Annotated in this window: 21 protein-coding genes; 11 read left to right on the top strand and 10 right to left on the bottom strand. The window is 59.9% G+C overall.

Annotated features, from left to right (window positions below; all coding sequences use genetic code 11):
- Positions 1–19 precede the first annotated feature (19 nt).
- The 3 genes from AB9N64_RS13765 (at position 20) to AB9N64_RS13775 (ending at position 4,381) form a co-directional block, all read left to right on the top strand.
- The gene (locus AB9N64_RS13765) at positions 20–1,258 is read left to right on the top strand and encodes an MFS transporter (RefSeq protein ID WP_032904166.1); all 1,239 of its coding nucleotides are present in this window, start codon (positions 20–22) and stop codon (positions 1,256–1,258) included.
- A gap of 152 nt (positions 1,259–1,410) precedes the next feature.
- Complete coding sequence (locus AB9N64_RS13770) at positions 1,411–3,333, top strand: dermonecrotic toxin domain-containing protein (protein ID WP_371360371.1); 1,923 nt, start codon at positions 1,411–1,413, stop codon at positions 3,331–3,333.
- 76 nt (positions 3,334–3,409) lie between these two features.
- Entirely contained in the window at positions 3,410–4,381 is a 972-nt protein-coding gene (locus AB9N64_RS13775; RefSeq protein WP_371360372.1) for a membrane-targeted effector domain-containing toxin, read from the top strand.
- A 27-nt stretch (positions 4,382–4,408) separates the two neighbouring features.
- Here AB9N64_RS13775 and AB9N64_RS13780 read toward each other — a convergent pair whose 3' ends face one another.
- The 4 genes from AB9N64_RS13780 to AB9N64_RS13795 form a co-directional block, all read right to left on the bottom strand.
- Positions 4,409–6,592, bottom strand: a complete 2,184-nt coding sequence (locus AB9N64_RS13780) for a xanthine dehydrogenase family protein molybdopterin-binding subunit (protein ID WP_102666358.1) — start codon at positions 6,590–6,592, stop codon at positions 4,409–4,411.
- Entirely contained in the window at positions 6,589–7,578 is a 990-nt protein-coding gene (locus AB9N64_RS13785; RefSeq protein ID WP_102666357.1) for a xanthine dehydrogenase family protein subunit M, read from the bottom strand. Before AB9N64_RS13785 ends, AB9N64_RS13780 begins: the two co-directional genes overlap by 4 nt.
- Entirely contained in the window at positions 7,575–8,099 is a 525-nt protein-coding gene (locus tag AB9N64_RS13790) for a (2Fe-2S)-binding protein (protein WP_019818032.1), read from the bottom strand. Before AB9N64_RS13790 ends, AB9N64_RS13785 begins: the two co-directional genes overlap by 4 nt.
- 96 nt (positions 8,100–8,195) lie before the next feature.
- On the bottom strand, positions 8,196–8,642 hold the full coding sequence (locus AB9N64_RS13795; RefSeq protein ID WP_014720031.1) for a DUF4879 domain-containing protein: 447 nt from the start codon (positions 8,640–8,642) through the stop codon (positions 8,196–8,198).
- Positions 8,643–8,830: 188 nt separating this feature from the next.
- Between AB9N64_RS13795 and AB9N64_RS13800 the strand changes: the two genes are divergently transcribed.
- Together AB9N64_RS13800 and trmA are read left to right on the top strand one after the other, a co-directional pair.
- Complete coding sequence (locus AB9N64_RS13800; protein ID WP_003194342.1) at positions 8,831–10,126, top strand: NCS2 family permease; 1,296 nt, start codon at positions 8,831–8,833, stop codon at positions 10,124–10,126.
- Entirely contained in the window at positions 10,123–11,202 is a 1,080-nt protein-coding gene (gene trmA, locus AB9N64_RS13805; protein ID WP_102666356.1) for a tRNA (uridine(54)-C5)-methyltransferase TrmA, read from the top strand. Before AB9N64_RS13800 ends, trmA begins: the two co-directional genes overlap by 4 nt.
- A gap of 55 nt (positions 11,203–11,257) precedes the next feature.
- Here trmA and AB9N64_RS13810 read toward each other — a convergent pair whose 3' ends face one another.
- Genes AB9N64_RS13810 through AB9N64_RS13820 form a run of 3 tightly spaced genes read right to left on the bottom strand, consistent with a single transcriptional unit; the run spans position 11,258 to position 12,461 of the window.
- Positions 11,258–11,725 carry a DUF2442 domain-containing protein gene (locus AB9N64_RS13810; RefSeq protein WP_102666355.1) on the bottom strand — a complete coding sequence of 156 codons (468 nt, stop codon included), beginning with the start codon at positions 11,723–11,725 and terminating at the stop codon, positions 11,258–11,260.
- Complete coding sequence (locus AB9N64_RS13815; protein ID WP_038451588.1) at positions 11,722–12,150, bottom strand: DUF4160 domain-containing protein; 429 nt, start codon at positions 12,148–12,150, stop codon at positions 11,722–11,724. The genes AB9N64_RS13810 and AB9N64_RS13815 overlap by 4 nt, the downstream gene beginning before the upstream one ends.
- Positions 12,147–12,461: a hypothetical protein gene (locus AB9N64_RS13820; protein ID WP_155717131.1), complete on the bottom strand. Its 315-nt coding sequence runs from the start codon at positions 12,459–12,461 to the stop codon at positions 12,147–12,149. The genes AB9N64_RS13815 and AB9N64_RS13820 overlap by 4 nt, the downstream gene beginning before the upstream one ends.
- Positions 12,462–12,500: 39 nt before the next feature.
- Here AB9N64_RS13820 and aroQ point away from each other — a divergent pair, with 39 nt between their 5' ends.
- Both aroQ and AB9N64_RS13830 read left to right on the top strand, forming a co-directional pair.
- Complete coding sequence (gene aroQ, locus AB9N64_RS13825; protein ID WP_014720034.1) at positions 12,501–12,947, top strand: type II 3-dehydroquinate dehydratase; 447 nt, start codon at positions 12,501–12,503, stop codon at positions 12,945–12,947.
- On the top strand, positions 12,947–13,795 hold the full coding sequence (locus AB9N64_RS13830; RefSeq protein WP_073843961.1) for a shikimate dehydrogenase: 849 nt from the start codon (positions 12,947–12,949) through the stop codon (positions 13,793–13,795). The genes aroQ and AB9N64_RS13830 overlap by 1 nt, the downstream gene beginning before the upstream one ends.
- Positions 13,796–13,848: 53 nt before the next feature.
- Here the strand turns inward: AB9N64_RS13830 and AB9N64_RS13835 are convergent, their stop codons facing one another.
- Both AB9N64_RS13835 and quiC read right to left on the bottom strand, forming a co-directional pair.
- Complete coding sequence (locus tag AB9N64_RS13835; protein WP_014720036.1) at positions 13,849–14,514, bottom strand: TetR/AcrR family transcriptional regulator; 666 nt, start codon at positions 14,512–14,514, stop codon at positions 13,849–13,851.
- A 77-nt stretch (positions 14,515–14,591) separates the two neighbouring features.
- The gene (quiC, locus tag AB9N64_RS13840; RefSeq protein ID WP_371360373.1) at positions 14,592–16,493 is read right to left on the bottom strand and encodes a 3-dehydroshikimate dehydratase QuiC; all 1,902 of its coding nucleotides are present in this window, start codon (positions 16,491–16,493) and stop codon (positions 14,592–14,594) included.
- Positions 16,494–16,719: 226 nt separating this feature from the next.
- On the opposite strand from quiC, the gene AB9N64_RS13845 reads away from it, so the two are divergent.
- On the top strand, positions 16,720–18,054 hold the full coding sequence (locus AB9N64_RS13845) for an MFS transporter (RefSeq protein ID WP_058410081.1): 1,335 nt from the start codon (positions 16,720–16,722) through the stop codon (positions 18,052–18,054).
- A gap of 1 nt (position 18,055) precedes the next feature.
- On the opposite strand, the gene AB9N64_RS13850 is transcribed toward AB9N64_RS13845, so the two are convergent.
- Entirely contained in the window at positions 18,056–18,934 is an 879-nt protein-coding gene (locus AB9N64_RS13850; RefSeq protein WP_003194370.1) for a DMT family transporter, read from the bottom strand.
- Between the two features lie 199 nt (positions 18,935–19,133).
- Here AB9N64_RS13850 and AB9N64_RS13855 point away from each other — a divergent pair, with 199 nt between their 5' ends.
- From AB9N64_RS13855 to AB9N64_RS13865, 3 genes are read left to right on the top strand one after another with little or no spacing between them, the layout of a single operon-like run.
- On the top strand, positions 19,134–19,547 hold the full coding sequence (locus AB9N64_RS13855; RefSeq protein ID WP_014720039.1) for a lipoprotein: 414 nt from the start codon (positions 19,134–19,136) through the stop codon (positions 19,545–19,547).
- A gap of 45 nt (positions 19,548–19,592) precedes the next feature.
- Positions 19,593–20,480, top strand: coding sequence for a neutral zinc metallopeptidase (locus tag AB9N64_RS13860; protein WP_014720040.1), 888 nt, complete (start codon positions 19,593–19,595; stop codon positions 20,478–20,480).
- Complete coding sequence (locus AB9N64_RS13865) at positions 20,481–21,455, top strand: alpha/beta hydrolase (protein WP_371360374.1); 975 nt, start codon at positions 20,481–20,483, stop codon at positions 21,453–21,455. It abuts the gene before it with no gap.
- Positions 21,456–21,564: the final 109 nt, after the last annotated feature.

Here is a 21,564-nt window from a genome sequence, read left to right on the forward strand (position 1 = left end):
GTTGCCGACCTGATTCCCGATGCCCAGTGAACCTGCGTTGCTGTTACGTCACCACCGCCCTTTCATCGCGTTCTGGCTGGCGCGGATCTTCACGGCCAGCGGCTTCCAGATGCTCACTGTGGCAATTGGCTGGAACCTCTACCAGCTGACCGGCAACGTCCTGGACCTGGGCCTGGTCGGCCTGGTGGAATTCATACCGCGCGTACTGTTCATGCTGCACACCGGTCACGTGGCTGACCGCTATGAACGGCGCCGGGTCGCCGCTATCTGCCAGACGTTACAGGCACTCATTGCCTTGTCCCTGGCCATCGGCGGCCTGACCGGCAACGTGACCCGCGAGATGATCTTTATCCTCGCCTTCCTGCTGGGCGCCGCACGTTCGTTTGAAATGCCTACCACCCAGGCGCTGTTGCCGAGCATCGTGCCCAGCGCGCTGTTCCCCCGCGCTGTGGCCGCCTCGCAATCGGCCCAGCAACTGGCGACCATCGTCGCACCGGCCGTGGGCGGTTTGCTTTATGCGTTTGGCAGTGTGTGGGTGTACGGTCCCACCGTGGCGCTGTACCTGATTGCCTGCGTGCTGACCCTGAACTTGCCCGCCCGCCAGACCCCACTGAACAAAGCCAAGGCCACGATGGACTCGCTGCTGGCCGGTATTCGCTTTATCCGCAGCCGCCCGGACATTCTCGGCGCCATCTCCCTGGACCTGTTTGCCGTGCTGCTGGGCGGCGCCACCGCGCTGTTGCCGGTGTTCGCCAAGGACATCCTGCTGACCGGCGCTTGGGGCCTGGGCCTGCTGCGGTCGGCCCCGGCCGTGGGGGCATTGCTGATGTCATTGTGGCTGGCGCGGTTCTCGGTAGACCGCCAGGTGGGCCGCGTAATGTTCACCGCCGTCGGCGTGTTCGGGGTGGCAACCATTGCCTTCGGCCTGTCGACTTCGTTCTGGTTTTCACTGGCGGTGCTGGTGGTACTGGGCGCGGCAGACATGATCAGCATGGTGATCCGTGCGTCGTTCGTGCAGTTGGAAACGCCAGATGAAATGCGCGGGAGGGTGAGTGCGGTCAATGGCCTGTTTATCGGTGCGTCCAATCAATTGGGCGAATTCGAATCCGGGATTACCGCCCATTGGTTTGGCACCGTGCCTGCGGTGGTGATGGGCGGGGTTGGCACTTTGGTGGTGACCGGGGTGTGGATCAAGCTGTTCCCGACGCTGGCCAACCGTGATCGTATGCACGTACCGGTCGAAGAAAAGAGTACTTGAGAACGTTTTGACCATTGCACGTTTACCGGGGAGGATAAGTAGGAACCAAGCCGATCCCAAAGGTTGCAAAGAGCTACACAGCCAATGGAACTTTACCTACAGCATCACCACTCAGGGGCTACCTAGTTCAGTCATAAAACCTGAGGTTTTTCATGCTAGTCGGCTCCCCTCGCCCTAACACCTACCCCGCACTGCCCGAGCCTGCTTCGGCAAATGTTGGTCAGCGCCAGAAACGCTCAATCGATTCCAGTCCACCTCAAAAACAGGAACTAGTGAAGGAGACCGTGCCAGACCCAGACTCAGGCAATGGATATACTCAAATCACTGTTAACCCTGATCCGGGCAAAAGCGTCGGGGTGGGGCAGAAAGCCCCCGCGACCGTCGACCTTGGCCCAAACACCAGCGTCGACCCAGTCACACAAAAGATAAGTGACGACTTCAAAAGCGTTCAACAAGAAGCCTCGATTTACCTGAAGAACAAATTTGCCGAGATGGCGGCCAAAGCCAAGACCCCTGCCGAAAAAGAAAAGTGGGATATAGATCCCGATAACACCTACATAGTGACGTACGACTACAACACCCAGGGTGAAAGACCTTATCCCGCGAAAATCATCAAGCGCATCTCATTGACCGAGGCACTCATTACCAACGATCAGGACGTACCAAAGGGTAATGGTTACCCAGTCGCTTTCTACCCAGGCGGCCCTGAGGTCATCGTTAAGCCTGAATTAAAAACGCATACACCTGGCATCTTGAGCTTCAGCCGGTTCAACCCCTACACTGAAAAGGCTGACACTACCCATACCTTTCAAGGCATTTACCGAGAGTCCGCCGAAGAACCTGCACTGGTTTACAACGCAGGAAACCAGAGTGCGCTCACTCCCGATGAGTTCAGGAAAATGATTTGGAAGGCGGACTATAAAAAGCCTTACGATCAATTCCTGAATGAGTTCTGGAACCAGAACGAGAAAAACTATCCGTTACTCTCCAAAGCGTCTCTGATCAAGGCCGCCAAAACCCAGCATCAAGAGCACAGCCTCACTAAGGACGCCCACGACTTGGTCATGCGGGCCCTCGGTTTGTCAGGCGAAGAGACCGCCTGGCCGGACATCAAACTTGAAGACCTGCAAAAAAAACCTCCAAAAGATCCCAACATCGAAATGGGGATGCTGAAAGTCGGAAACTTTCAATCTACCGATCTTATGTACATCACGGACAAAAAGGTCAGATACGATGCCAACGGCAACAAGCTTCCACCCCTGACGCTTTTGTACATACCCGGAAACTCTTCCCCCATTCACACTTTCAACAGCCAGGCTGAAATGAAGGCATGGTTCGCCAAGCAGATGGCCGATCCCGTGAAGCGCGAAGCGATGGTCGCGCACTTCCCCCTCAAAGATAAACCTAACGGCTATGCGCAAGCAGGCACAGAAGAGACGCTGACCGGGCTCGGTACCTGGCCTGAAAAGCGCGAGACCCCGGGAGGGTTATTGTCCTATGACCATCGGGCGTTCAGCGGTTACTGGGACCCACAAAACTACATTAAGGCAGAACCCAGCCATTCGCCCTTCGACGAACTCACAAAGCGTCAGAAAGACCGATCTTATGCAGATGCTGCCGTGGATATCACCAGTGACAGCGACGTCACCAAGAAAAATATTCTCTCTGGTTTTGAAAAGGCTACAAAAGTAGCGATGTTCCTGACTCCACTGGCTTTCGCGATGCCTGAAGTGGGACTGGCATTGGATGCGTTCTATCTGGCCAGCGGAGCCACCAATACGGGTATTGGTATCGATGACAAAATACATGGCAAACCGACTGGCAACCAACGAATCATATTCGGCGTGTTCAATGCCGCAACTGTGGCGATACCGCGTATCGTAAAGGCTGGCAAAGCGGGGGAAGGTGCCGTTAACGAACTCAAGGCGCCTACGGTAAAACCCGGCGAGGCACCTTCGCCCCCCCACTACCCGCCAGATACCGCCCCCCCCTGTAGGGGCCGGCGAATCGACAGTCAATCGTCTACGTCCATCTCAATGGAAGGACATCAGCAGCCATGTGGTACCAGAGGGTGAGCAACTGATCTCAGGCGTTACCCCAAACGCCAAAGGCATCTATCAAATCAAGGGGCCCAACGGCGAAGACCGATGGATGATCCGAATAACCGATGACGCAGGAAACAGCCAAGTACATGAGATCGACGGCCGGTTTAAGCTCAGTGATGGTTATGCCCAGATCATTGACCCATTGACCAAAAAACCTGTGATGACCGTGCAGGCCACTGCGCAGGGAGAGTGGACGCCGATCAATGGGCCTGGGGGGATAAAATTCCCTTGGCAATCAGGAAGCTCTCGAACGCAGCCATTTGATCCCGGCGCTTACGACTATCCCCGCGAGGGGGAAGCCTCTTCATCAGAAGCGTCCGGGAAAATAGATAAACGGCTGAAGCAAGATGCAGATCACTACCTAAAAAAAGCAAAACCGAAAACGATGCCCATTCATTCGGACCTGCCATCCAACACACCGCCCAAAGAAGTCATCAATTCCGTACTCCAAAAATCACCCGGTATGATTTTTGGCGAAGACCATACGCAATCGGCGGTGTTGCGAGTGCTTATGGATGAAGCGCCTACATTCAAAGCCAATAATGTGAGCCTGCTGTATTCAGAGGGCTTTGAACACTCTTTGCAGCCAGACCTTGATAGGTTTTTCGAGACGGGTGAGTTTTCTCAAGCATTGAGGGAACGGTTGAGGTTAATTGACCGCGCGCATGTCGCCCATGAGCCCTACACCAATAAAAATCTTCTTCTGACGATGCGAAAATATGGCATTCGAGTTAAAGCAATTGACGTGCCCTCGGTGGAGCCCATCGCCAGGCGTATTAAAAACATGAACTATTATGCGGCCAACGTGATCGAGCAAGATCAAGCTGCCGCCCCCCGAACAAAATGGATTGCACGGGTCGGCAGCTACCATGTGTTTAAGTATAAAGATGTTCAAGGCCTCGATACACTGACAGGCGCAACAGGGGTTACTGTGGACAACGCGCCTGCGAATGTCTCAACCTCTGTCGTTCAATCCCGAGACAAAACGCAGATCTATATTGACCTCGCAGAGCGTTGAAAATGTGCAACCCCTTAAGGGGCTGTGTCAGAGCACCTTATCCAGCGTTACAGGAAACTCCCGCACCCGCTTGCCGGTGGCATGGTGAATCGCATTCGCCACCGCCGCCGCCACGCCGACGATACCGATCTCCCCTACGCCCTTGGAACCCAGCGCATTGACCACCTCGTCGTGTTCTTCGACAAACAGCACGTCAATCTCGCCGATATCGGCGTTAACCGGGATGTGGTATTCGGCCAGGCTGTGGTTCATGTAGCGTCCCAATTGGTGGTCGACCTGAGTCTCTTCATGCAGCGCCATGCCAATGCCCCATACCACGCCGCCGAGGATCTGGCTGCGGGCCATCTTGGGGTTGACCACGCGCCCGGCGGCTACCGCGCTGACCACACGGCTGACCTTGATGGTGCCCAGGTCTTCATCGACGCGCACTTCGACGAACACCGCCGAGTGGGTAGCGCTGGCATAGCTCTCGCGCTTCTTGTCGGGCTCGCTGTCGACCTGTACCTGCAAGGCTTCTTCACCGCTGTCCTTGACCAGTTGCGCCAACGACACACTCACGTCACCGCTCTGTAGCTGGCCGTCTTCAAACCGAATGGAATCGGCATCCTTAAATACCGGGTAAGTCTGCCGGGCGATCTCCAGCAACTTGGCATTGAGCGCTTCGCACGCTTGCTGCACGGCGGTGCCGACGGAAGACACGGTAAACGAACCGCCCTGCAACGGCGCCGTGGGCAATGACGAATCCCCCAGCAGAAAGCTGATATCGGCCATCGCCACGCCACTGGTTTGAGAGGCAATCTGGGTCATCACTGTGTAGGTGCCCGTGCCGATGTCCGTGGTGGCACTGCTCACGGTGAGTTTGCCGTTGCTATCGATGCGGGCCTTGGCGCTGGCTTTCATCTGCATGGCTTCCCACACCCCACCGGCCATGCCCCAGCCGATTAGTTGGCGGCCGTCACGCATGCTGCGCGGTTCCGGGTTGCGCTGGCTCCAGCCGAAACGTTCGGCGCCTTCGCTGTAGCACTCGCGCAGGGCCTTGCTCGACCAGGGTTTGTCTTCGTTCTGGTTGCGTTCGGCGTAGTTGATCAGGCGCAATTGCACCGGATCGATGGCCAGGGCGCAGGCCAGTTCGTCCATGGCACACTCCAGGCCGATCACGCCCAGTGCCGCACCGGGCGCGCGCATATCCAGCGGAGTAAAGACGTCCAGCGGCACCAGCTTGTAGGTCAATTGCACGTTGTCGCAGTGATAGAGCATGCCGCTCCACTCCACCACGTGCTCGCTGAAATCCTCAAAGCGCGAGGTCTGGCCAATCGCGGTATGCCCCAGCGCCAGCAAGCGACCATTGGCGGCGGCGCCCATCTGCAAACGCTGCAAGGTGCGCGGGCGATAGCCGAAGGTAAACATCTGCTGGCGCGTCAGGGTGACGCGCACCGAGCGTTTGAGCGCCATGGCCGCCATCACGGCGAGCGGCAATTGGTATTGCGGGCGCAAGCCCGAACCGAAGGCGCCCCCGACAAAGGCAGCGAAGATGCGCACCTGGTTCTTATCCAGGCCAAAGACTTTTTGCACATAGGCCTGGCAGTTCTGCGGGCCCTGGGTTTTGTCGTGAATATGCAGGGTGCCGTCGGGCTGATACAGCACGGTGCTGGCGTGGGGCTCCATCGGGTTGTGGTGCTCGATGGGCGTGCTGTAGTGCAAGTCCAGACTGATTGCGGCACCGGCCCATTCAGCCTCGAAGTTGCCTCGCGGTTTGGGTGGGGTCTGGGGCGACGGGTGCGCCGCCGCTTGCTGGGTGAGCAGGTCGGTTTCGAAGGCTTCAGGCGCGTAGTCGATCTGCACCAGCGAGCCGGCGTGCCGCGCCAGTTCGAGGTTATCGGCAATCACCAAGGCCAGGGGCTGGCCACTGTAGAGTACGCGGTCGTTATACAGCGGGCGAAAAGGCGAGCCATCGGCCGCATCAGCATCGGCGAACGCCTCGTCATAGCTGGCGATTTTCGGCCGATTGAGGTGATGGATCACGTCCACCACACCCGGCAACGCCAACGCCTTGGACGCATCGATGCGCAGCACCCGGCCTTTGGCGATCGTGCTCGACACTACGCTGCCATACAGCAGGCCGTCCTCGGGAAATTCACCGGCGTAGCGCGCTTGGCCGGTGACCTTGAGCAGACCGTCGACGCGGTCCAGGGGTTTGCCGATGGCGCTCATGGCTGTTCTCCTGCGACGGCGGCGTCGCTCAGGGCACGAATGATTGCGCGTCGCGCCAGCTTGACCTTGAAGCCGTTGTGTTCCAACGGTTCGGCGTCTTGCAGCAGGGCGTCGGCGGCGGCGCTGAAGGTTTCGCGGCTGACCGTGCGGCCGATCAGCAAGGCTTCCACTGCGCGGTCACGCCAGGGTTTATGCGCCACACCGCCGAGGGCCAGGCGGGCGTCGATGATTTCATCACCGTCCAGCTCCAAGGCGGCGGCCACCGAAACCAGGGCGAAGGCATAGGAGGCACGGTCACGGATTTTCAGGTAATGGCTGTGGCGGGCCAGGTGATCGGCGGGCAGCTCAATGGCCGTGATCAGCTCATCGTCGGCCAATTGGTTGTCACGTTGCGGCGCATCGCCTGGCAAGCGATGGAAGTCGGCGAACTCGATCACCCGCGCACCGCCACGTCCCTCTACATGCACCCGCGCTGCAAGCGCCGCGAGGGCCACGCACATGTCCGATGGATGGGTGGCCACGCACTGCTCACTGGCGCCGAGGATCGCATGGATACGGTTCAAACCGTCGCGCGCCGGGCAGCCGCTGCCGGGCTGGCGCTTGTTGCACGGCACCGCGGCGTCGTAGAAGTAATAGCAACGGGTGCGCTGCAACAGATTGCCGCCGGTACTGGCCATGTTGCGTAACTGCGGGGACGCCCCGGCGAGGATGGCCTGGGACAGCAACGGGTAACGCTGCTCAATGAGCGGGTGCCAGGCCAGGTCGGCGTTGCTCACCAACGCACCAATGCGCAGGCCGCCCTCGGCAGTTTCTTGAATGTCATGCAGCGGCAAGCCGGTGATGTCGATCAGGTGCTCGGGATGGCTGATGTTTTCCTTCATCAAGTCCAGCAGGTTGGTGCCACCGGCGATAAAGCGCGAGGCGGCGCTGCTCATCTGAACGGCCTGCTGCACATCGGTCGGCCTGCTGTAGTGGAAGGGGTTCATGATTCACCTCCCTGGCGACGGCATGCCGGCAGCGCGTCTTCGATGGCATCGCGGATGTTGTTGTAGGCGCCGCAGCGGCACAGGTTGCCGCTCATCAATTCCTGTATCTGCGCACGGTCGTGGGCGCGGCCTTCATTGGCCAGGCCCACGGCAGAACAGATCTGGCCGGGGGTGCAATAGCCGCACTGGAACGCGTCGTGCTGGATAAAGGCCTGTTGCATGGGGTGCAGTTGGTCGCCGTCAGCCAGGCCTTCGATGGTGGTCAATTCGGCGCCGTCGCACATCACGGCCAGGGTCAGGCAGGCATTCACGCGTTTACCGTCACGCAACACGGTGCAGGCGCCGCACTGGCCGTGGTCGCAGCCTTTTTTGCTGCCCACCAGGTCCAACTGCTCACGCAGCAAGTCCAGCAAGGTGGTCCAGGGCAACACGTTCAGTTGGCGAGCCTGGCCGTTGAGTGTCAGGCGTATCGGGTGGGCAACGAACGGCTGGGCCGCCGCGCCATGGGGGGTCGCGCTCATAAACACCTCACGGGTTGGTGTACATCCGCGGCGTTCAGGAAAATCGCCGTCTTAGGGGTACGACTTCCGGGGGTTTTGAGCGTTCAAGATGATTGATCAGCGGATATTGAGCTGGGCTTTCAGGGTGTTTTGCGGTGGGTTGATCGAGGTATTGGTGAATTCGAACCAGCCCTGGGCCTGGACGTTCAGGTCGAACACATAGATGTAGCCCATCAAGGTGCCCACGCCGTTGCACGCCTCACTGATGTTGCCGACCTGGCACACCGCTGTGCGTTGCCCATTCAACTCTGCGCCGTTAAAGCGGCCCATGGGGCTGTTGCCCAGGCCGACTTCCATCACCGAGACCTGGGTGGGCCCGCGGTGCTCGCACATCTGGGTGGTGTTGACCCGCTCCGGGATCGCTTCGCTGCAGTCGGCCGATTCCACCTTGAACACCCGCACCTCGCTCAAGGCCGGTGCAGTCGCGCCCCACGCCGGTGCTGCGCCCAGCCACAGGCTGATACTGGCGATCAGAGCTAGACTCCACGGGTTGGCTTTTTTCATGCTGTCGATGACCGGCTGTTGAACGTCGGCGCAGTATGCCTCAAGCCCATGCGCCACACAGCCTCGGCTGCTGGTATGATGCGCCGCTTTTTCCGATCCTCTCTGAAACCACAAGCGTTTGGCGCAGTTTGTGCTTTGACTTAGAGGTCAACAAATCACGACGCACACTAGCGTCACAGGGAGCCGGCATGCTGGAAAAGCTGTTTCAACTCAAAGCCCACAACACCAATGTGCGCACCGAGATTCTCGCGGGGATCACCACCTTCCTGGCCATGGCCTACATCCTGTTCGTGAACCCGAGCATCCTCGGCGAGACCGGCATGGACAAGGGCGCGGTGTTTGTCGCCACCTGCCTGGCGGCGGCCATCGGTTCGACCGTGATGGGCCTGATCGCCAACTACCCGATTGCCCTGGCACCGGGCATGGGCCTCAACGCCTTCTTCACCTACACCGTGGTCCTGCACATGGGCCACACCTGGCAGGTGGCGCTGGGCGCGGTATTCATTTCGGCGGTGCTGTTTTTCTTGCTGTCGATCTTCCGCATTCGTGAGTGGATCATCAACGCCATCCCCCTGCCGCTGCGCTCGGCGATTGCCGCCGGCATCGGCCTGTTCCTGGCGCTGATCGCCCTGCATAACGCCGGTATCGTGGTGAGCAACCCGGCCACCATGGTGGGCCTGGGCGACCTGAAACAACCGGCGCCGATCCTGGCGACCCTGGGTTTCGTGCTGATCGTCGCGCTGGAAGCCCTGGCCGTACGCGGCGCGGTGCTGATCGGCATCCTGGCGGTGACCGTCGCCTCCATCGTCCTGGGCTTCACGCCGTTCATCGGTGTGACCTCAGTACCGCCGTCCCTGGCGCCGACCTTCCTGCAGTTGGATATCAAGGGCGCGCTGGACATCGGCCTGGTCAGCGTGATCTTCGCCTTCCTGTTCGTTGACCTGTTCGACAACTCCGGCACCCTGATCGGCGTCGCCAAGCGCGCCGGCCTGATGGGCAAGGACGGCCATATGCCGAAAATGGGCCGTGCACTGATCGCCGACAGTACCGCTGCCATGGCCGGTTCCCTGCTGGGTACCTCGACCACCACCAGCTACATCGAATCGGCCGCAGGCGTGAGCGCCGGTGGCCGTACCGGCTTGACCGCCATCGTGGTCGCGATCCTGTTTTTGCTGGCGCTGTTCTTCTCGCCATTGGCCGCCAGCGTACCGGCCTATGCTACCGCGCCAGCCTTGCTGTTTGTGGCGGTGCTGATGAGCCAAGGCCTGGCCGAAATCGACTGGGACGACATTACGGTGGCAGCGCCGGTGGTGATCACCGCCCTGGCGATGCCCTTCACTTACTCCATCGCCAACGGCATCGCCTTCGGTTTCATCGCCTGGACCGCCATCAAGCTGCTTTCGGGCCGCTACCGTGAGCTGAACCCGGCACTGGTGATCCTGTCGATCCTGTTTGTGATCAAGCTGGGCTGGTTCAACGCATGACTTTCGACGCCGCAAGCTACACCGCTCAACTGCAAGACAAGGTCACGCGCCTGCGTGACCTGCTGGCACCGTTCGACGCGCCCGAGCCGCAGGTCTTCGACTCGCCGCTGCAGCACTTCCGCCTGCGCGCGGAGTTCCGCCTGTGGCGCGAAGGCGGCGAGCGCCACTACGCGATGTTCTCCCAGGAGGACAAGCGCACGCCGATTCTCATCGAAGAGTTCCCCATCGCCAGCCAGCGCATCAACCAGTTGATGCCGCAACTCAAGGCCGCCTGGCAAGCCAGCGCCGCCCTGAGCCACAAGCTGTTCCAGGTGGAGTTCCTCACCACCCTGGCCGGCGACGCGATGATCACCCTGTGTTATCACCGCCCGCTGGACGAACATTGGCACACCGCCGCAAACAAATTGGCCGCTGAGCTGAATGTGAGCATCATCGGCCGTTCCAAGGGCAAGCGCGATGTGATCGGCCACGACTACGTGGTGGAGAAACTCGACGTCGGTGGGCGCACCTTCAGCTACCGCCAACCCGAAGGCGCGTTCACCCAGCCCAACGGCACGGTGAACCAGAAGATGCTCAACTGGGCCTACGAAGCGCTGGGCGATCGCCCGGACGATTTGCTGGAGCTGTATTGCGGCAACGGCAACTTCACCCTGCCGCTGGCGACCCGCGTGCGCAAGGTGCTGGCCACCGAGATCAGCAAGACCTCGGTGAATGCGGCCCTGAGCAACCTGGATGAAAATGGCGTGGATAACGTCACCCTGGTGCGCCTCTCCGCCGAAGAACTCACCCAAGCCCTGAATGACGTGCGCCCGTTCCGCCGCCTGCACGGCATCGACCTGAAAAGCTACGAATTCGGTAGCGTCTTCGTCGACCCGCCCCGCGCTGGCATGGACCCGGACACCTGCGAGCTGACCCGGCGCTTCGACAACATCCTGTACATCTCCTGCAACCCGAAGACGCTGGCGGCGAACATCGCGCAACTGCACGACACGCACCGGATCTCCCAGTGTGCAATGTTTGACCAGTTCCCGTGGACGCACCATATGGAGTCGGGTGTGTTGCTGACCCGCCGATAAATCTGCGGGTTGTAGGAGCGAGCTTGCTCGCTCCTACAGTTCCCCTGTTGGTTATTCAAGTGTCTGTTTTCTCTGGGGGCTGCGGTACTTCCTTGCGTGGCCGGCCCCCCTTCTTGCCATTGGCCCGGGCCGCTGCGGTCTTGGCCGCGCTGCTTTTGCGACCATTGCGCGATGCCACCAGGCTGGTTGCCAGGTCCATCAGCGGCTGGCTTGTAGCGATCAAACCAGTGATCGAAACATCCAGGTCTTGCGCTTCACAGCTAATCGCCTTGCCTCCGAAAGTCACTTCCAACTGCTGGAAATCCTTCTCTGAAAACCCTTCGAACTCCGGCAGGCCAGCCACCGGCAACACAACGCGGCTGCCATCGCTGAAGCCAATGGAGAGGCAATCGTTTTCATAACGTACGTTACTGGCGTTGGCGTACAGGCGTTTCAACCTGCGTCCTCGGGCGATTGCCTTGTCAACGTCGGCTTCAGTGAGAGGTACATAAGGTGTGACTTTGGCTTTTATGATCTTTTTCATAAATCGATCTCCACAAAACCTGGGGCTCTGACCAGATTCAAAATTGTTTTCTGCCCTACGACATCGTGTCGGGCACGTGCAATCACGTAAACACCACGCTGAATGACCAATCCAGGAATGAGTTCATCCGTTTCCCAATTCCAGGAATGATTCTCCAGGCAAACCGTCTGCAGTTTTTCCCACCAGATCCTGCGTGCCCGCGCCAAGTAGTGCCGCTGCATGATCGTCGCGCGTATTTCCTTCAGTACCGCCATGGGTGGCCGTCTGCGTTCAGGCTCTACATCCCACAACTCAACTTCCCCATCCAGGAAACTGAAACGAAACCGCGCATCCCATCCCTTGCCCCTGACATGCACATGGGGCGGGCAATGCTCATCCCTGATAAACACCGAAATGACATAGCCTTTGTAAGCACCTACTCTCATCGTAACCCATCCGTTAGGTTATTTTCCGTCAGGTAACAATTTCCCTCTGCCACCCGACAACCGGCTCCTATTCCCGAAGCTGTTTCACAGATTAGTAAGCACAAAAAACCCGCGAATGCCGGGTTGTAACCAGGGATGCCAACGACTGGAACGACCCGGTCAATGCTCGAAAGTCCGCCTCGTTCAGCAACCTCGCGCAATACTTCAACCGAATGCCCATCAGCCGGTAATCCAGCAATTGCACTGATTAAACGTTCGATCACCGAACAGATCCGCAGCCATCCATTGACCAAATTAACCAACCAGTACATTTTGACTCCACAACCAATAAGAACTGTGGAGAAGCCTCTATGCCGCCCATCGTGCTGGTGCTCAACGGCCCCAATCTCAACCTGCTCGGCACCCGCGAGCCTGCCACTTATGGCCATGAAACCCTGGCCGACATTGCCACCCTGTGTGGTCGCAGCGCCGACAAGCTCGGGCTGAAGATCGAGTTTCGCCAGACCAACCACGAGGGCGAATTGCTTGACTGGATCCACGGCGCCCGCAACCGCTGCGCGGGTATTGTGATCAACCCGGCGGCCTGGACTCACACTTCGGTCGCGATCCGCGATGCCCTGGTGGCCAGTGAAGTGCCAGTGATCGAAGTGCATTTATCCAACGTGCATGCCCGTGAAGCCTTTCGTCATCACTCGTTTGTGTCACCGATCGCCCAGGCCGTGCTGGCCGGGTTTGGCAGCCATGGCTACCACCTGGCCTTGGAACATTTCAGCCTGACGCTGAAGGGACGCACGTAATGAAACCACGCATTCTCGCTGGCCTGATCGGCGCCGGCATCCAGGCCTCACGCACACCGGCACTGCATGAGCAGGAAGGCGACGCCCAAGGCTTGCGCTACCTGTATCGCCTGATCGACCTGGAGCCGCTGCACCTGGACCTCAAAGCCCTGCCGGAATTACTACGGGCCGCTGAGTTGATGCACTTCACCGGTTTGAACATTACTTACCCGTGCAAGCAGGCGATTCTGCCGTTGCTCGATGAGCTCTCCGATGAGGCCAGGGGTATTGGTGCGGTCAACACCGTGGTGTTCAAGGGCGGCAAACGCATCGGTCATAACACCGACTGCCTGGGGTTCGCCGAAGGCTTTCGGCGCAACTTGCACAACGTGCCGCGCCAACGCGTGGTGCAGATGGGCGCCGGTGGTGCGGGCGCGGCAGTGGCCCATGCACTGTTGGCAGAAGGCGTGGAATACTTGAGCATCTTCGATGTCGACCGCACTCGCGCCCAGGACCTTGTGGATAACCTTGCCCAGCAGTTCGGCACCGGTCGCGCTCAGGTCGGCAGCCACTTGGAAAACGCCATGGCCGAGGCCGATGGCCTGGTGAACACCACGCCGATGGGCATGGCCAAGCTGCCCGGCACGCCTGTGCCTGCGACGTTGTTGCGGGCTGAATTGTGGGTGGCGGAAATTGTGTACTTCCCGCTGGAAACCCAACTGCTGCGCGACGCGCGCGCCTTGGGTTGCCGTACCCTGGATGGCGGCAATATGGCGGTGTTTCAGGCGGTGAAGGCATTTGAGTTGTTCAGCGGCGAAGTGGCGGATGCAGACAGAATGCTGGCGCACTTCCAGAGCATGAATATCTAGGTATGCAACCCCATCATGATCGTTCCCACGCTCTGCGTGGGAACGATCAATTCTCAGGCTTGCAGGTAGCGCAGCACCGACTCGCAAATCATTTCCCGATGGCGCTGCTTGATCGCCTCATCCGACAGTTCGATCTGGAAAATCTCGCTGAAGGTGTGCCGGTTGGACACCCGGTAGAAACTGAACGAGTTGATCAGCAAGTGCACATCCAGCGGCTCCAGCCCTTCGCGAAACAGCCCCAACTCAGCCCCGCGGCGCAGGGTCTCCCCCAACCCTTCCAGGATTTTGCTGTTCATCGCCTTGATGGTCTCGGTGCGTTTGACGTACTCGGCGTTGTGGATGTTTTCGATGCTGACGATGCGCACGAAATCCACGTTCTGGTCGTGGTGATCAAAGGTGAATTCCACCAGCCGGCGAATCGCCTCACGCGGCTCCAGGGCGGTGAGGTTCATGCGCGTTTCGGTGTTGCGGATATCACCGTAGAGCTTCTCCAGCACCTCGACGTATAGCTGCTCCTTGCTGCCGAAGTAGTAATAGATCATGCGCTTGGAGGTGTGAATGCGCTCGGCGATGGCGTCTACGCGAGCGCCGGCCAGGCCCTGTTGAACAAACTCGACAATGGCTTCCTGGAGAATATTCTCCCGGGTCTTTTCCGGATTGTTCTTGCGACTCTTGCGCGGTGCGTCAGCTACCGCGGGGAGATCGGGACTCGAGGTCATGGTGCGCTCACGGCCATTGTTGTGCAGGCGCTGATTATGGGCCGCGGCGCTCCCCGAAGGAAGCACCTGCCTTGCGGTTATAGCCGAGCCTGGCGTACCGCCCCACTGCGCGACTTGGCCATCGCCGCCAGACGCACCGCCACGTTGGCAGCGCCGTAGCCGGCATAGCCATTCTTGCGCTGGATGATCTCGAAGAAAAACCGCCCCTCGAACGCCTCGGTGTACACATGGAACAACTCACCGCCCTGGGCGTCGCGGTCGTACAGCACGTTGTAATACGCCAACTCACTGAGGAACTCCTCGTCGAAATCGAAGCGTGCCGCCAGGTCGTCGTAATAGTTGAGCGGGATATCCAGCAACGGCACACCGGCTTCTTTGGCCCGGCGTACCTCGGCGAAAATATCCGCGCAATCGAAGGCAATGTGGTGCACGCCCGAACCGCGATAGCTGGAGAGCGCGTGGGAAATCGCGGTGTTGCGGTTTTCGGAGATGTTCAGCGGCAGACGGATCGAGCTGCAGCGGCTACGCAACGCACGGCTTTTCACCAGGCCGTAAGGGTCGGGCAGCACCACTTCATCGTCGGCTTCAAAATCCAGCAGGCTCTTATAAAACAATACCCAACTGTCGAGGCTGTCGGCCGGCAAGGCCATGGCCATGTGGTCGATGCGCAACAAGCCGCCGCTAGCGGGTGCGGCCGTTTGCAGGTTGAAATCGGTGTCGTACAGCCCGCCTTCGCTGGGGTCGACCAGGTAAATCAGGCTGCCATCCGGTGCACGCACGGCGGCCAATTCCAGCTCGTTGGGGCCGACCAGGCCGCGATAAGGCTGGCCCTTGTAGGCCACCGCCCGCTCCAGGGCCTTGGCACTGTCCTTGACCCGAATTGCCGTGGCGCACAGCGACGGGCCATGGGCCTCGAAAAAGTTGTGGGCGAAGGAATAGGGTTCGCAGTTGAGGATCAGATTGATATCGCCCTGGCGCAACAGGCTCACATTCTTCGAGCGATGCTGGCCGGCCTTGGCAAACCCCAGGCGTTCCAGCCAATTGCTCAGTTTGGCGCCAAGGCTTTCATCCACGGCAAATTCGAGGAATTCGATCCCGTCGTACTCGCTGGCCGCCGGGGTTTCAAACAGGATGTCCACTGGCGCAGCGGGTGCCTCTTGCGCCAGGCGCTGGCGGGTTTTTTCCTCGAGGTACAGCAACGAGCGCAAGCCATCTGCCGCATTCGCACGAGTGGGCGCGGCGCGGAAGCCATCGTTGAAAATTTCCAGGGACAACGGCCCGGTGTAGCCACTTTGGATGATCGGCGCGAGAAAGCCCGCCAGGTCAAATTCGCCCTGGCCGGGGAAGCAACGGAAATGCCGGCTCCACTCCAACACATCCATGGCCAGGATCGGCGCGTCGGCCATCTGCACGAAGAAAATCTTGTCGCCCGGGATCTGGGCGATGCCACTCGGGTCGCCCTTGAGCGACAAGGTGTGGAAGCTGTCGAGCAACACGCCCAGGCTTGGGTGATCGACCTGGCGCACCAGGTTCCATACCTGCTGCCAGGTGTTCACATGCTTGCCCCAGGCCAACGCTTCATAGCCGATGCGCAGGCCGCGCTTGGCCGCGTGTTCGACCAGCAGGCTCAGGTCATCGAGCAGAATGCGTTCGTCACCCACGCTGTCGGCCGAGGCGTTACTGCACACCAGCACCAGGTCGGTGCCTAGCTCTTGCATCAGATCGAATTTGCGTTCGGCGCGCTCCAGGTTGCGCGCCAGGCGATCACGGCGGCAGCCTTCGAAGTCGCGAAACGGCTGGAACAGGGTGATGGCGATGCCGAGGTCGGCACACATCTGCCTAACTTCCCGAGGGCTGCCGTCGTAATACAACAAGTCGTTCTCAAAGATCTCCACCCCATCAAACCCGGCGGCGGCGATGGCTTCGAGTTTTTCCGGCAGGGTGCCGCTCAAGGACACAGTGGCGATAGAACGTTGCATGGAAGACTCCCGGCAATTGTTGTTTGTGGCAAATTATTCGCCCCCAGCCTACAGGCAGCAATTAAAATGTACGAACCGGTTAGTTTTTGGTGCGATTATCGAACACTAAGCCCCTTTGGCGAATTTACGACTTTTTAACCACTGCGCACCATCGACCGGGTAATTCGCTCACGTAACAAAGACCCAGAACACACCATAAGAATTTCAAAAAACGGGTACAAACCTCATGCCTCTGCAAAATTCAGCCCTGGCCGCGCGCCCGGGCAACCCGCACGCCGGCATCGGCGACAAGATCCGCGGTGCCCTGGCCGTGGGTAAAACGCGCTGGGGCATGCTGGCCCTGGTGTTCTTTGCCACCACCTTGAACTACATCGACCGCGCCGCCCTGGGCGTGATGCAACCGATCCTCGCCAAGGAAATGAGCTGGACGGCGATGGACTACGCCAACATCAACTTCTGGTTCCAGGTCGGCTACGCCATCGGCTTTGTGCTGCAAGGCCGCTTGATCGACCGGGTTGGCGTCAAGCGCGTGTTCTTCTGCGCCGTGCTGCTGTGGAGCCTGGCCACCGGCGCCCATGGCCTGGCCACCTCGGCGGTCGGCTTTATGGTCTGCCGGTTTATCCTCGGGCTGACCGAAGCCGCCAACTACCCGGCCTGCGTCAAGACCACACGCTTGTGGTTCCCGGCGGGTGAACGTGCAGTGGCCACCGGCATCTTCAACGCCGGCACCAACGTCGGCGCGATGATGACGCCCATGCTGCTGCCGTTGATCCTGCACGTGTGGGGCTGGCAGGCAGCGTTCCTGTGCATGTCGGCACTGGGCGGTATCTGGCTGGTGCTCTGGGGCTTGAAGTATTACAACCCGGAAGACCACCCCACGGTTAAACAATCCGAATTGGACTACGTGCAACAGGAAGTCGAACCCGAACAACCCCGCGTGCCGTTCAGCCGCATCCTGCGCATGCGTGGCACTTGGGCCTTCGCCCTCGCCTACTCGCTGACCGCGCCGGTGTTCTGGTTCTACCTGTATTGGCTGCCGCCGTTCTTGAATCAGCAATACAACCTGGGCATCAACGTGACCCAGATGGGCATTCCGCTGATCATCATTTACCTCACCGCCGACTTTGGCAGCGTCGGGGGCGGGATCCTGTCGTCATTCCTGATTGGCCGTGGGATGAACTCGATCAAGGCGCGGCTGTTGTCGATGCTGCTGTTCGCCTGCTGCATCGTCGGCGTCATCATGGCGGCCGGCTCCAGCCAGCTGTGGGTCGCGGTGTTTGCCATCTCCCTGGCCATCGGCGCGCACCAGGCCTGGACCGCCAACATCTGGAGCCTGGTGATGGACTACACGCCCAAGCACATGATGAGCACGGTGTTCGGTTTCGGCGGCATGTGCGCGGCCATCGGCGGCATGTTCATGACCCAGATCGTCGGCCATATCCTCACGGTGACCAACAACAACTACACGGTGTTGTTCACCCTGATCCCGGCGATGTACTTCATCGCACTGGTGTGGATGTACTTCATGGCGCCGCGCAAGATCCCTACCGTAGACGTTTGATCTACCTGCGCCGCTGCTGCCAGGCAGCGGCTAACCCGCTCATGCAGATCACCCCGATACCCACCACCGTGGTCATATCGGGGGTATGGCTGAACACCAGCCAGCCCAACAACCCCGCAAACACGATCTGGCAATAGCCAAACGGCGCCAGCAAGGCCGGCGCCGCGAAGCGGAACGCCTGGGTGAGCATCAGGTGCGCGGTCATCCCGCAGGTGCCCAGCGCCAGCATCATCACCGCGTGCCACAGCGTCGGCACTTGCCAGAAGAACGGCACCATTGCACTCATCACCAAGGTGTTGCACAGGCCGGCGAAGAAGTTGCTGGTGGTCGGGCTGTCGTATTGGCTGAGGATGCGCGTGAGCAACTGGTAGAAGCAGAAGAACAGCGCCGAACACAGCGGCAGCAACACCGCCGGGGTAAACAGCTCGCCGCCGGGGTGGATAATGATCACCACGCCGATAAACCCGCAGATCACCGCTAGCCACTGGCCACGAGTCACGTGCTCACCGAGCAACGGCACCGACAGCGCCGTCACCAGGATCGGCGCCAGGAAGTTCACCGCAGTGGCTTCGGCCAGCGGGATGTAATGCAGCGCCGTGGTGAAGAACAGGCTGGTGCCCAACAGGCATAACGCGCGCACCACCTGCATGCCCGGCCGCTTGCTGCGCAACACGCGCAGGCCCGATTGCGGCAGGAAGATCCCGGCCATCAGCAAGGTGTGGACCATGTACCGCGCCCACACCACCATCACGATCGGGTAAAACCCGGCCAGGTATTTGGACAAGGCGTCGTGGCTGGAGAACAGGAACGTCGCCAGCACAATCAGCAGGATGCCTTTGAACGGATGGTTGACGCCGGAGAGCGGGGTACTGACAGTCATTGAATTCTCTTGTGTGGCGAGCGGGACGCTGAGCGCTGAACCAAGTCGCGCTCAACCCGGTAATCTAGCAGCCGGGCCGGAGTCTGCCCCAAGAGCATAACCAAACACCGGGCGAACAGCGCACTAAATCGATGGATCCGAGTCCAACGCTGCACGCTCGCCCCGGCGTTGCACACTATTTAACCAAGGCCTTGCCGCTATGAAAAAAATCCTCTTTGCCCTGTCTGCCCTCGCCCTGCTCGCCGCCTGCGATAAAACCCCGAAAGAAGCCCCCAAGCCCGCGCCGGCTTCCGTGCAAGCGACCCTGGTGCCCGAGACTCCGCCGACCGATAAATGGGTAGGCAAGTGGGTCGGTGTCGAAGGCTTGCACCTGACCATCGCCAAGGACGACAGCATTGGCCGTGGCCACTACCTGCTGACCATGCAATACGGCCTCGACGCCGATGACGCCGGCACCTTCAAAGGTGAGGCCACCGAAGACGGCATCGCCTTCATCCGCCCCGACGGCCCGCAGTTGTTGCGCGCTGGCGACGGCGCCGCCACCGGCTTGAAATGGCTGGCAGATAAAAAAGACTGCCTGATCGTCGCCACTGGCGAAGGCTATTGCCGTTAATACCGACCATAATCAATCACGGTTTGCACACAGAGGATTGCTCCCATGCTATGGAAAAAAGGCCGACGCAGCGACAACGTGGTGGATGCCCGTAACGACAGTGGTGGCGGCGGTGGCGGTATGCGCTTCGGCGGCGGCAAGGGCCTGAGCCTCACGGCCATCGTGCTGATCGTCGGCATTGGCTGGCTGACCGGCCAGGACCCGATGCAGATTCTTGGCCAATTGACCGGCCAGATGGAACAGGCGCCATCGGTCAGTACCCAGCCGCGTCAAGCGCCGCCAGCCAACGATGAGCAAGCCGACTTTGTGCGCGCTGTGCTGGGCGATACCGAAGACACCTGGGGCCAAGTGTTCCAGGAAAATGGGCTGGCCTATAAGAACCCGAAACTGATCCTGTTCCGTGGCCGGGTGAACTCAGCCTGTGGTGGCGCCACCTCGGCCAGCGGCCCGTTCTACTGCCCGGCTGACCAGCAGGTGTACCTGGACCTGGATTTTTTCCGGGAAATGTCGCAACGCTTCCAGGCCGCCGGTGATTTCGCCCAGGCCTACGTGATCGCCCACGAAATCGGGCACCACGTACAAACGTTACTGGGCATCTCGTCCAAGATCCAGGCGGCGCGCCAACAGGGTCGGCAGATGGAAGGCGACGGTGGCCTGCTGGTTCGCCAGGAACTGCAAGCCGACTGCTTTGCCGGCGTGTGGGCCAACCATGCGCAAAAACGTCTGAACTGGCTGGAACCCGGCGATATCGAAGAAGCCCTGAACGCAGCCAATGCCATCGGCGATGACCGCTTGCAGCAACAAGGCCAGGGGCGCGTGGTACCAGACTCGTTCACCCACGGCACCTCGGCCCAGCGCGTGCGCTGGTTCAAGACCGGCTTCGCCCAGGGCCAGATCACTCAATGCGATACCTTCGCGGCCAAGAGTCTCTAAATGATCAAACGATGGGGGTTACTGCTGGGTGTGCTCGTGTCCTGTTGCACCTTCGCAGCCGAACACGGCGTCAAGGTGGTCAGCCCCGATCGCTTTCATCTGGAGGCCGGCGACCTCAGCCTGGGCCTGAGCCAGGATTGGCGCGAACCACTGCCCAAGGTCACACGCGCGTTGATCATCGTGCATGGCCGCCTGCGCAATGCACAAACCTACCTGCAAAGCGGCATCGACGCCGCCGAGCATGCCGGGGTGGGCGGTACTACGCTGGTGATCGCGCCGCAGTTTCTCAATCAAGCCGACGTGAAGCGCAATCACCTGGGCCACGAGGTGGTGCGTTGGACGGGTAACGACTGGATGGCCGGCGAAGCGTCCACCGGCCCAGGGCAGATCAGCTCTTATGGCGCTCTGGACCAGATCATCAAGTACTTGGGCAACCACAAACTGTTCCCGGCGCTGAAAGAAATCGTGGTCGCCGGGCATTCCGGTGGCGGCCAAGTGGTGCAGCGCTTCGCCCTCACCGGCCACGACCACCCGTTGCTGAACTCCGAGGGCATCCGCCTGCGGTATGTGGTGGCTAACCCGTCGTCCTATGCGTACTTCAGCCCGCAGCGCCCGGTGACGTTCGACATCGCCAATTGCCCAGGCTTCAACGACTGGAAGTACGGCATGCAAAACCTGCCGGATTACGTGGGGGGCCGAGGTGCCCAGCAACTGGAACAAGACTACGTCTCACGCGACATCACTTACCTGTTGGGCCAGCAGGACACCGACCCCAACCACCCGGCATTGGATAAAAGCTGCGAAGCCGAAACCCAGGGTGCGTATCGGCTGATGCGTGGCCACAACTACTTTGATTACCTCAAACAGCGGCATCCGCAGTTGGGCCACCGGCTGGTAGAAGTGCCGGGGGTGGGACATGACGGGGACAAAATGTTTACCTCGCCAGAGGGAGAAAAGGTACTGTTCGCCCAGTAGCACCTGAAGGAACCCCATCAAAATGTGGGAGCTGGCTTGCCTGCGATGACGGACTGTCAGTTGATAAAGTGTCAGCTGACCCACCGCTATCGCAGGCAAGCCAGCTCCC

Source organism: Pseudomonas sp. KT_2_4 (genome assembly GCF_041410225.1).
Lineage (GTDB): Bacteria > Pseudomonadota > Gammaproteobacteria > Pseudomonadales > Pseudomonadaceae > Aquipseudomonas > Aquipseudomonas paracarnis.

What these genes read in the sequence shown, in the direction of transcription:
- AB9N64_RS13780 (WP_102666358.1), bottom strand. Translation starts at nt 6,592, where the DNA reads ATGAGCGCCATCGGCAAACCCCTGGACCGCGTCGACGGTCTGCTCAAG.
- AB9N64_RS13795 (WP_014720031.1), bottom strand. Translation starts at nt 8,642, where the DNA reads ATGAAAAAAGCCAACCCGTGGAGTCTAGCTCTGATCGCCAGTATCAGC.
- AB9N64_RS13820 (WP_155717131.1), bottom strand. Translation starts at nt 12,461, where the DNA reads ATGTACTGGTTGGTTAATTTGGTCAATGGATGGCTGCGGATCTGTTCG.
- AB9N64_RS13770 (WP_371360371.1), top strand. Translation starts at nt 1,411, where the DNA reads ATGCTAGTCGGCTCCCCTCGCCCTAACACCTACCCCGCACTGCCCGAG.
- AB9N64_RS13865 (WP_371360374.1), top strand. Translation starts at nt 20,481, where the DNA reads ATGATCAAACGATGGGGGTTACTGCTGGGTGTGCTCGTGTCCTGTTGC.
- AB9N64_RS13855 (WP_014720039.1), top strand. Translation starts at nt 19,134, where the DNA reads ATGAAAAAAATCCTCTTTGCCCTGTCTGCCCTCGCCCTGCTCGCCGCC.
- AB9N64_RS13800 (WP_003194342.1), top strand. Translation starts at nt 8,831, where the DNA reads ATGCTGGAAAAGCTGTTTCAACTCAAAGCCCACAACACCAATGTGCGC.
- AB9N64_RS13790 (WP_019818032.1), bottom strand. Translation starts at nt 8,099, where the DNA reads ATGAGCGCGACCCCCCATGGCGCGGCGGCCCAGCCGTTCGTTGCCCAC.
- quiC (WP_371360373.1), bottom strand. Translation starts at nt 16,493, where the DNA reads ATGCAACGTTCTATCGCCACTGTGTCCTTGAGCGGCACCCTGCCGGAA.
- AB9N64_RS13785 (WP_102666357.1), bottom strand. Translation starts at nt 7,578, where the DNA reads ATGAACCCCTTCCACTACAGCAGGCCGACCGATGTGCAGCAGGCCGTT.
- AB9N64_RS13845 (WP_058410081.1), top strand. Translation starts at nt 16,720, where the DNA reads ATGCCTCTGCAAAATTCAGCCCTGGCCGCGCGCCCGGGCAACCCGCAC.
- trmA (WP_102666356.1), top strand. Translation starts at nt 10,123, where the DNA reads ATGACTTTCGACGCCGCAAGCTACACCGCTCAACTGCAAGACAAGGTC.
- AB9N64_RS13810 (WP_102666355.1), bottom strand. Translation starts at nt 11,725, where the DNA reads ATGAAAAAGATCATAAAAGCCAAAGTCACACCTTATGTACCTCTCACT.
- AB9N64_RS13835 (WP_014720036.1), bottom strand. Translation starts at nt 14,514, where the DNA reads ATGACCTCGAGTCCCGATCTCCCCGCGGTAGCTGACGCACCGCGCAAG.
- AB9N64_RS13815 (WP_038451588.1), bottom strand. Translation starts at nt 12,150, where the DNA reads ATGAGAGTAGGTGCTTACAAAGGCTATGTCATTTCGGTGTTTATCAGG.
- AB9N64_RS13850 (WP_003194370.1), bottom strand. Translation starts at nt 18,934, where the DNA reads ATGACTGTCAGTACCCCGCTCTCCGGCGTCAACCATCCGTTCAAAGGC.
- AB9N64_RS13775 (WP_371360372.1), top strand. Translation starts at nt 3,410, where the DNA reads ATGATCCGAATAACCGATGACGCAGGAAACAGCCAAGTACATGAGATC.
- AB9N64_RS13765 (WP_032904166.1), top strand. Translation starts at nt 20, where the DNA reads ATGCCCAGTGAACCTGCGTTGCTGTTACGTCACCACCGCCCTTTCATC.
- AB9N64_RS13860 (WP_014720040.1), top strand. Translation starts at nt 19,593, where the DNA reads ATGCTATGGAAAAAAGGCCGACGCAGCGACAACGTGGTGGATGCCCGT.
- AB9N64_RS13830 (WP_073843961.1), top strand. Translation starts at nt 12,947, where the DNA reads ATGAAACCACGCATTCTCGCTGGCCTGATCGGCGCCGGCATCCAGGCC.
- aroQ (WP_014720034.1), top strand. Translation starts at nt 12,501, where the DNA reads ATGCCGCCCATCGTGCTGGTGCTCAACGGCCCCAATCTCAACCTGCTC.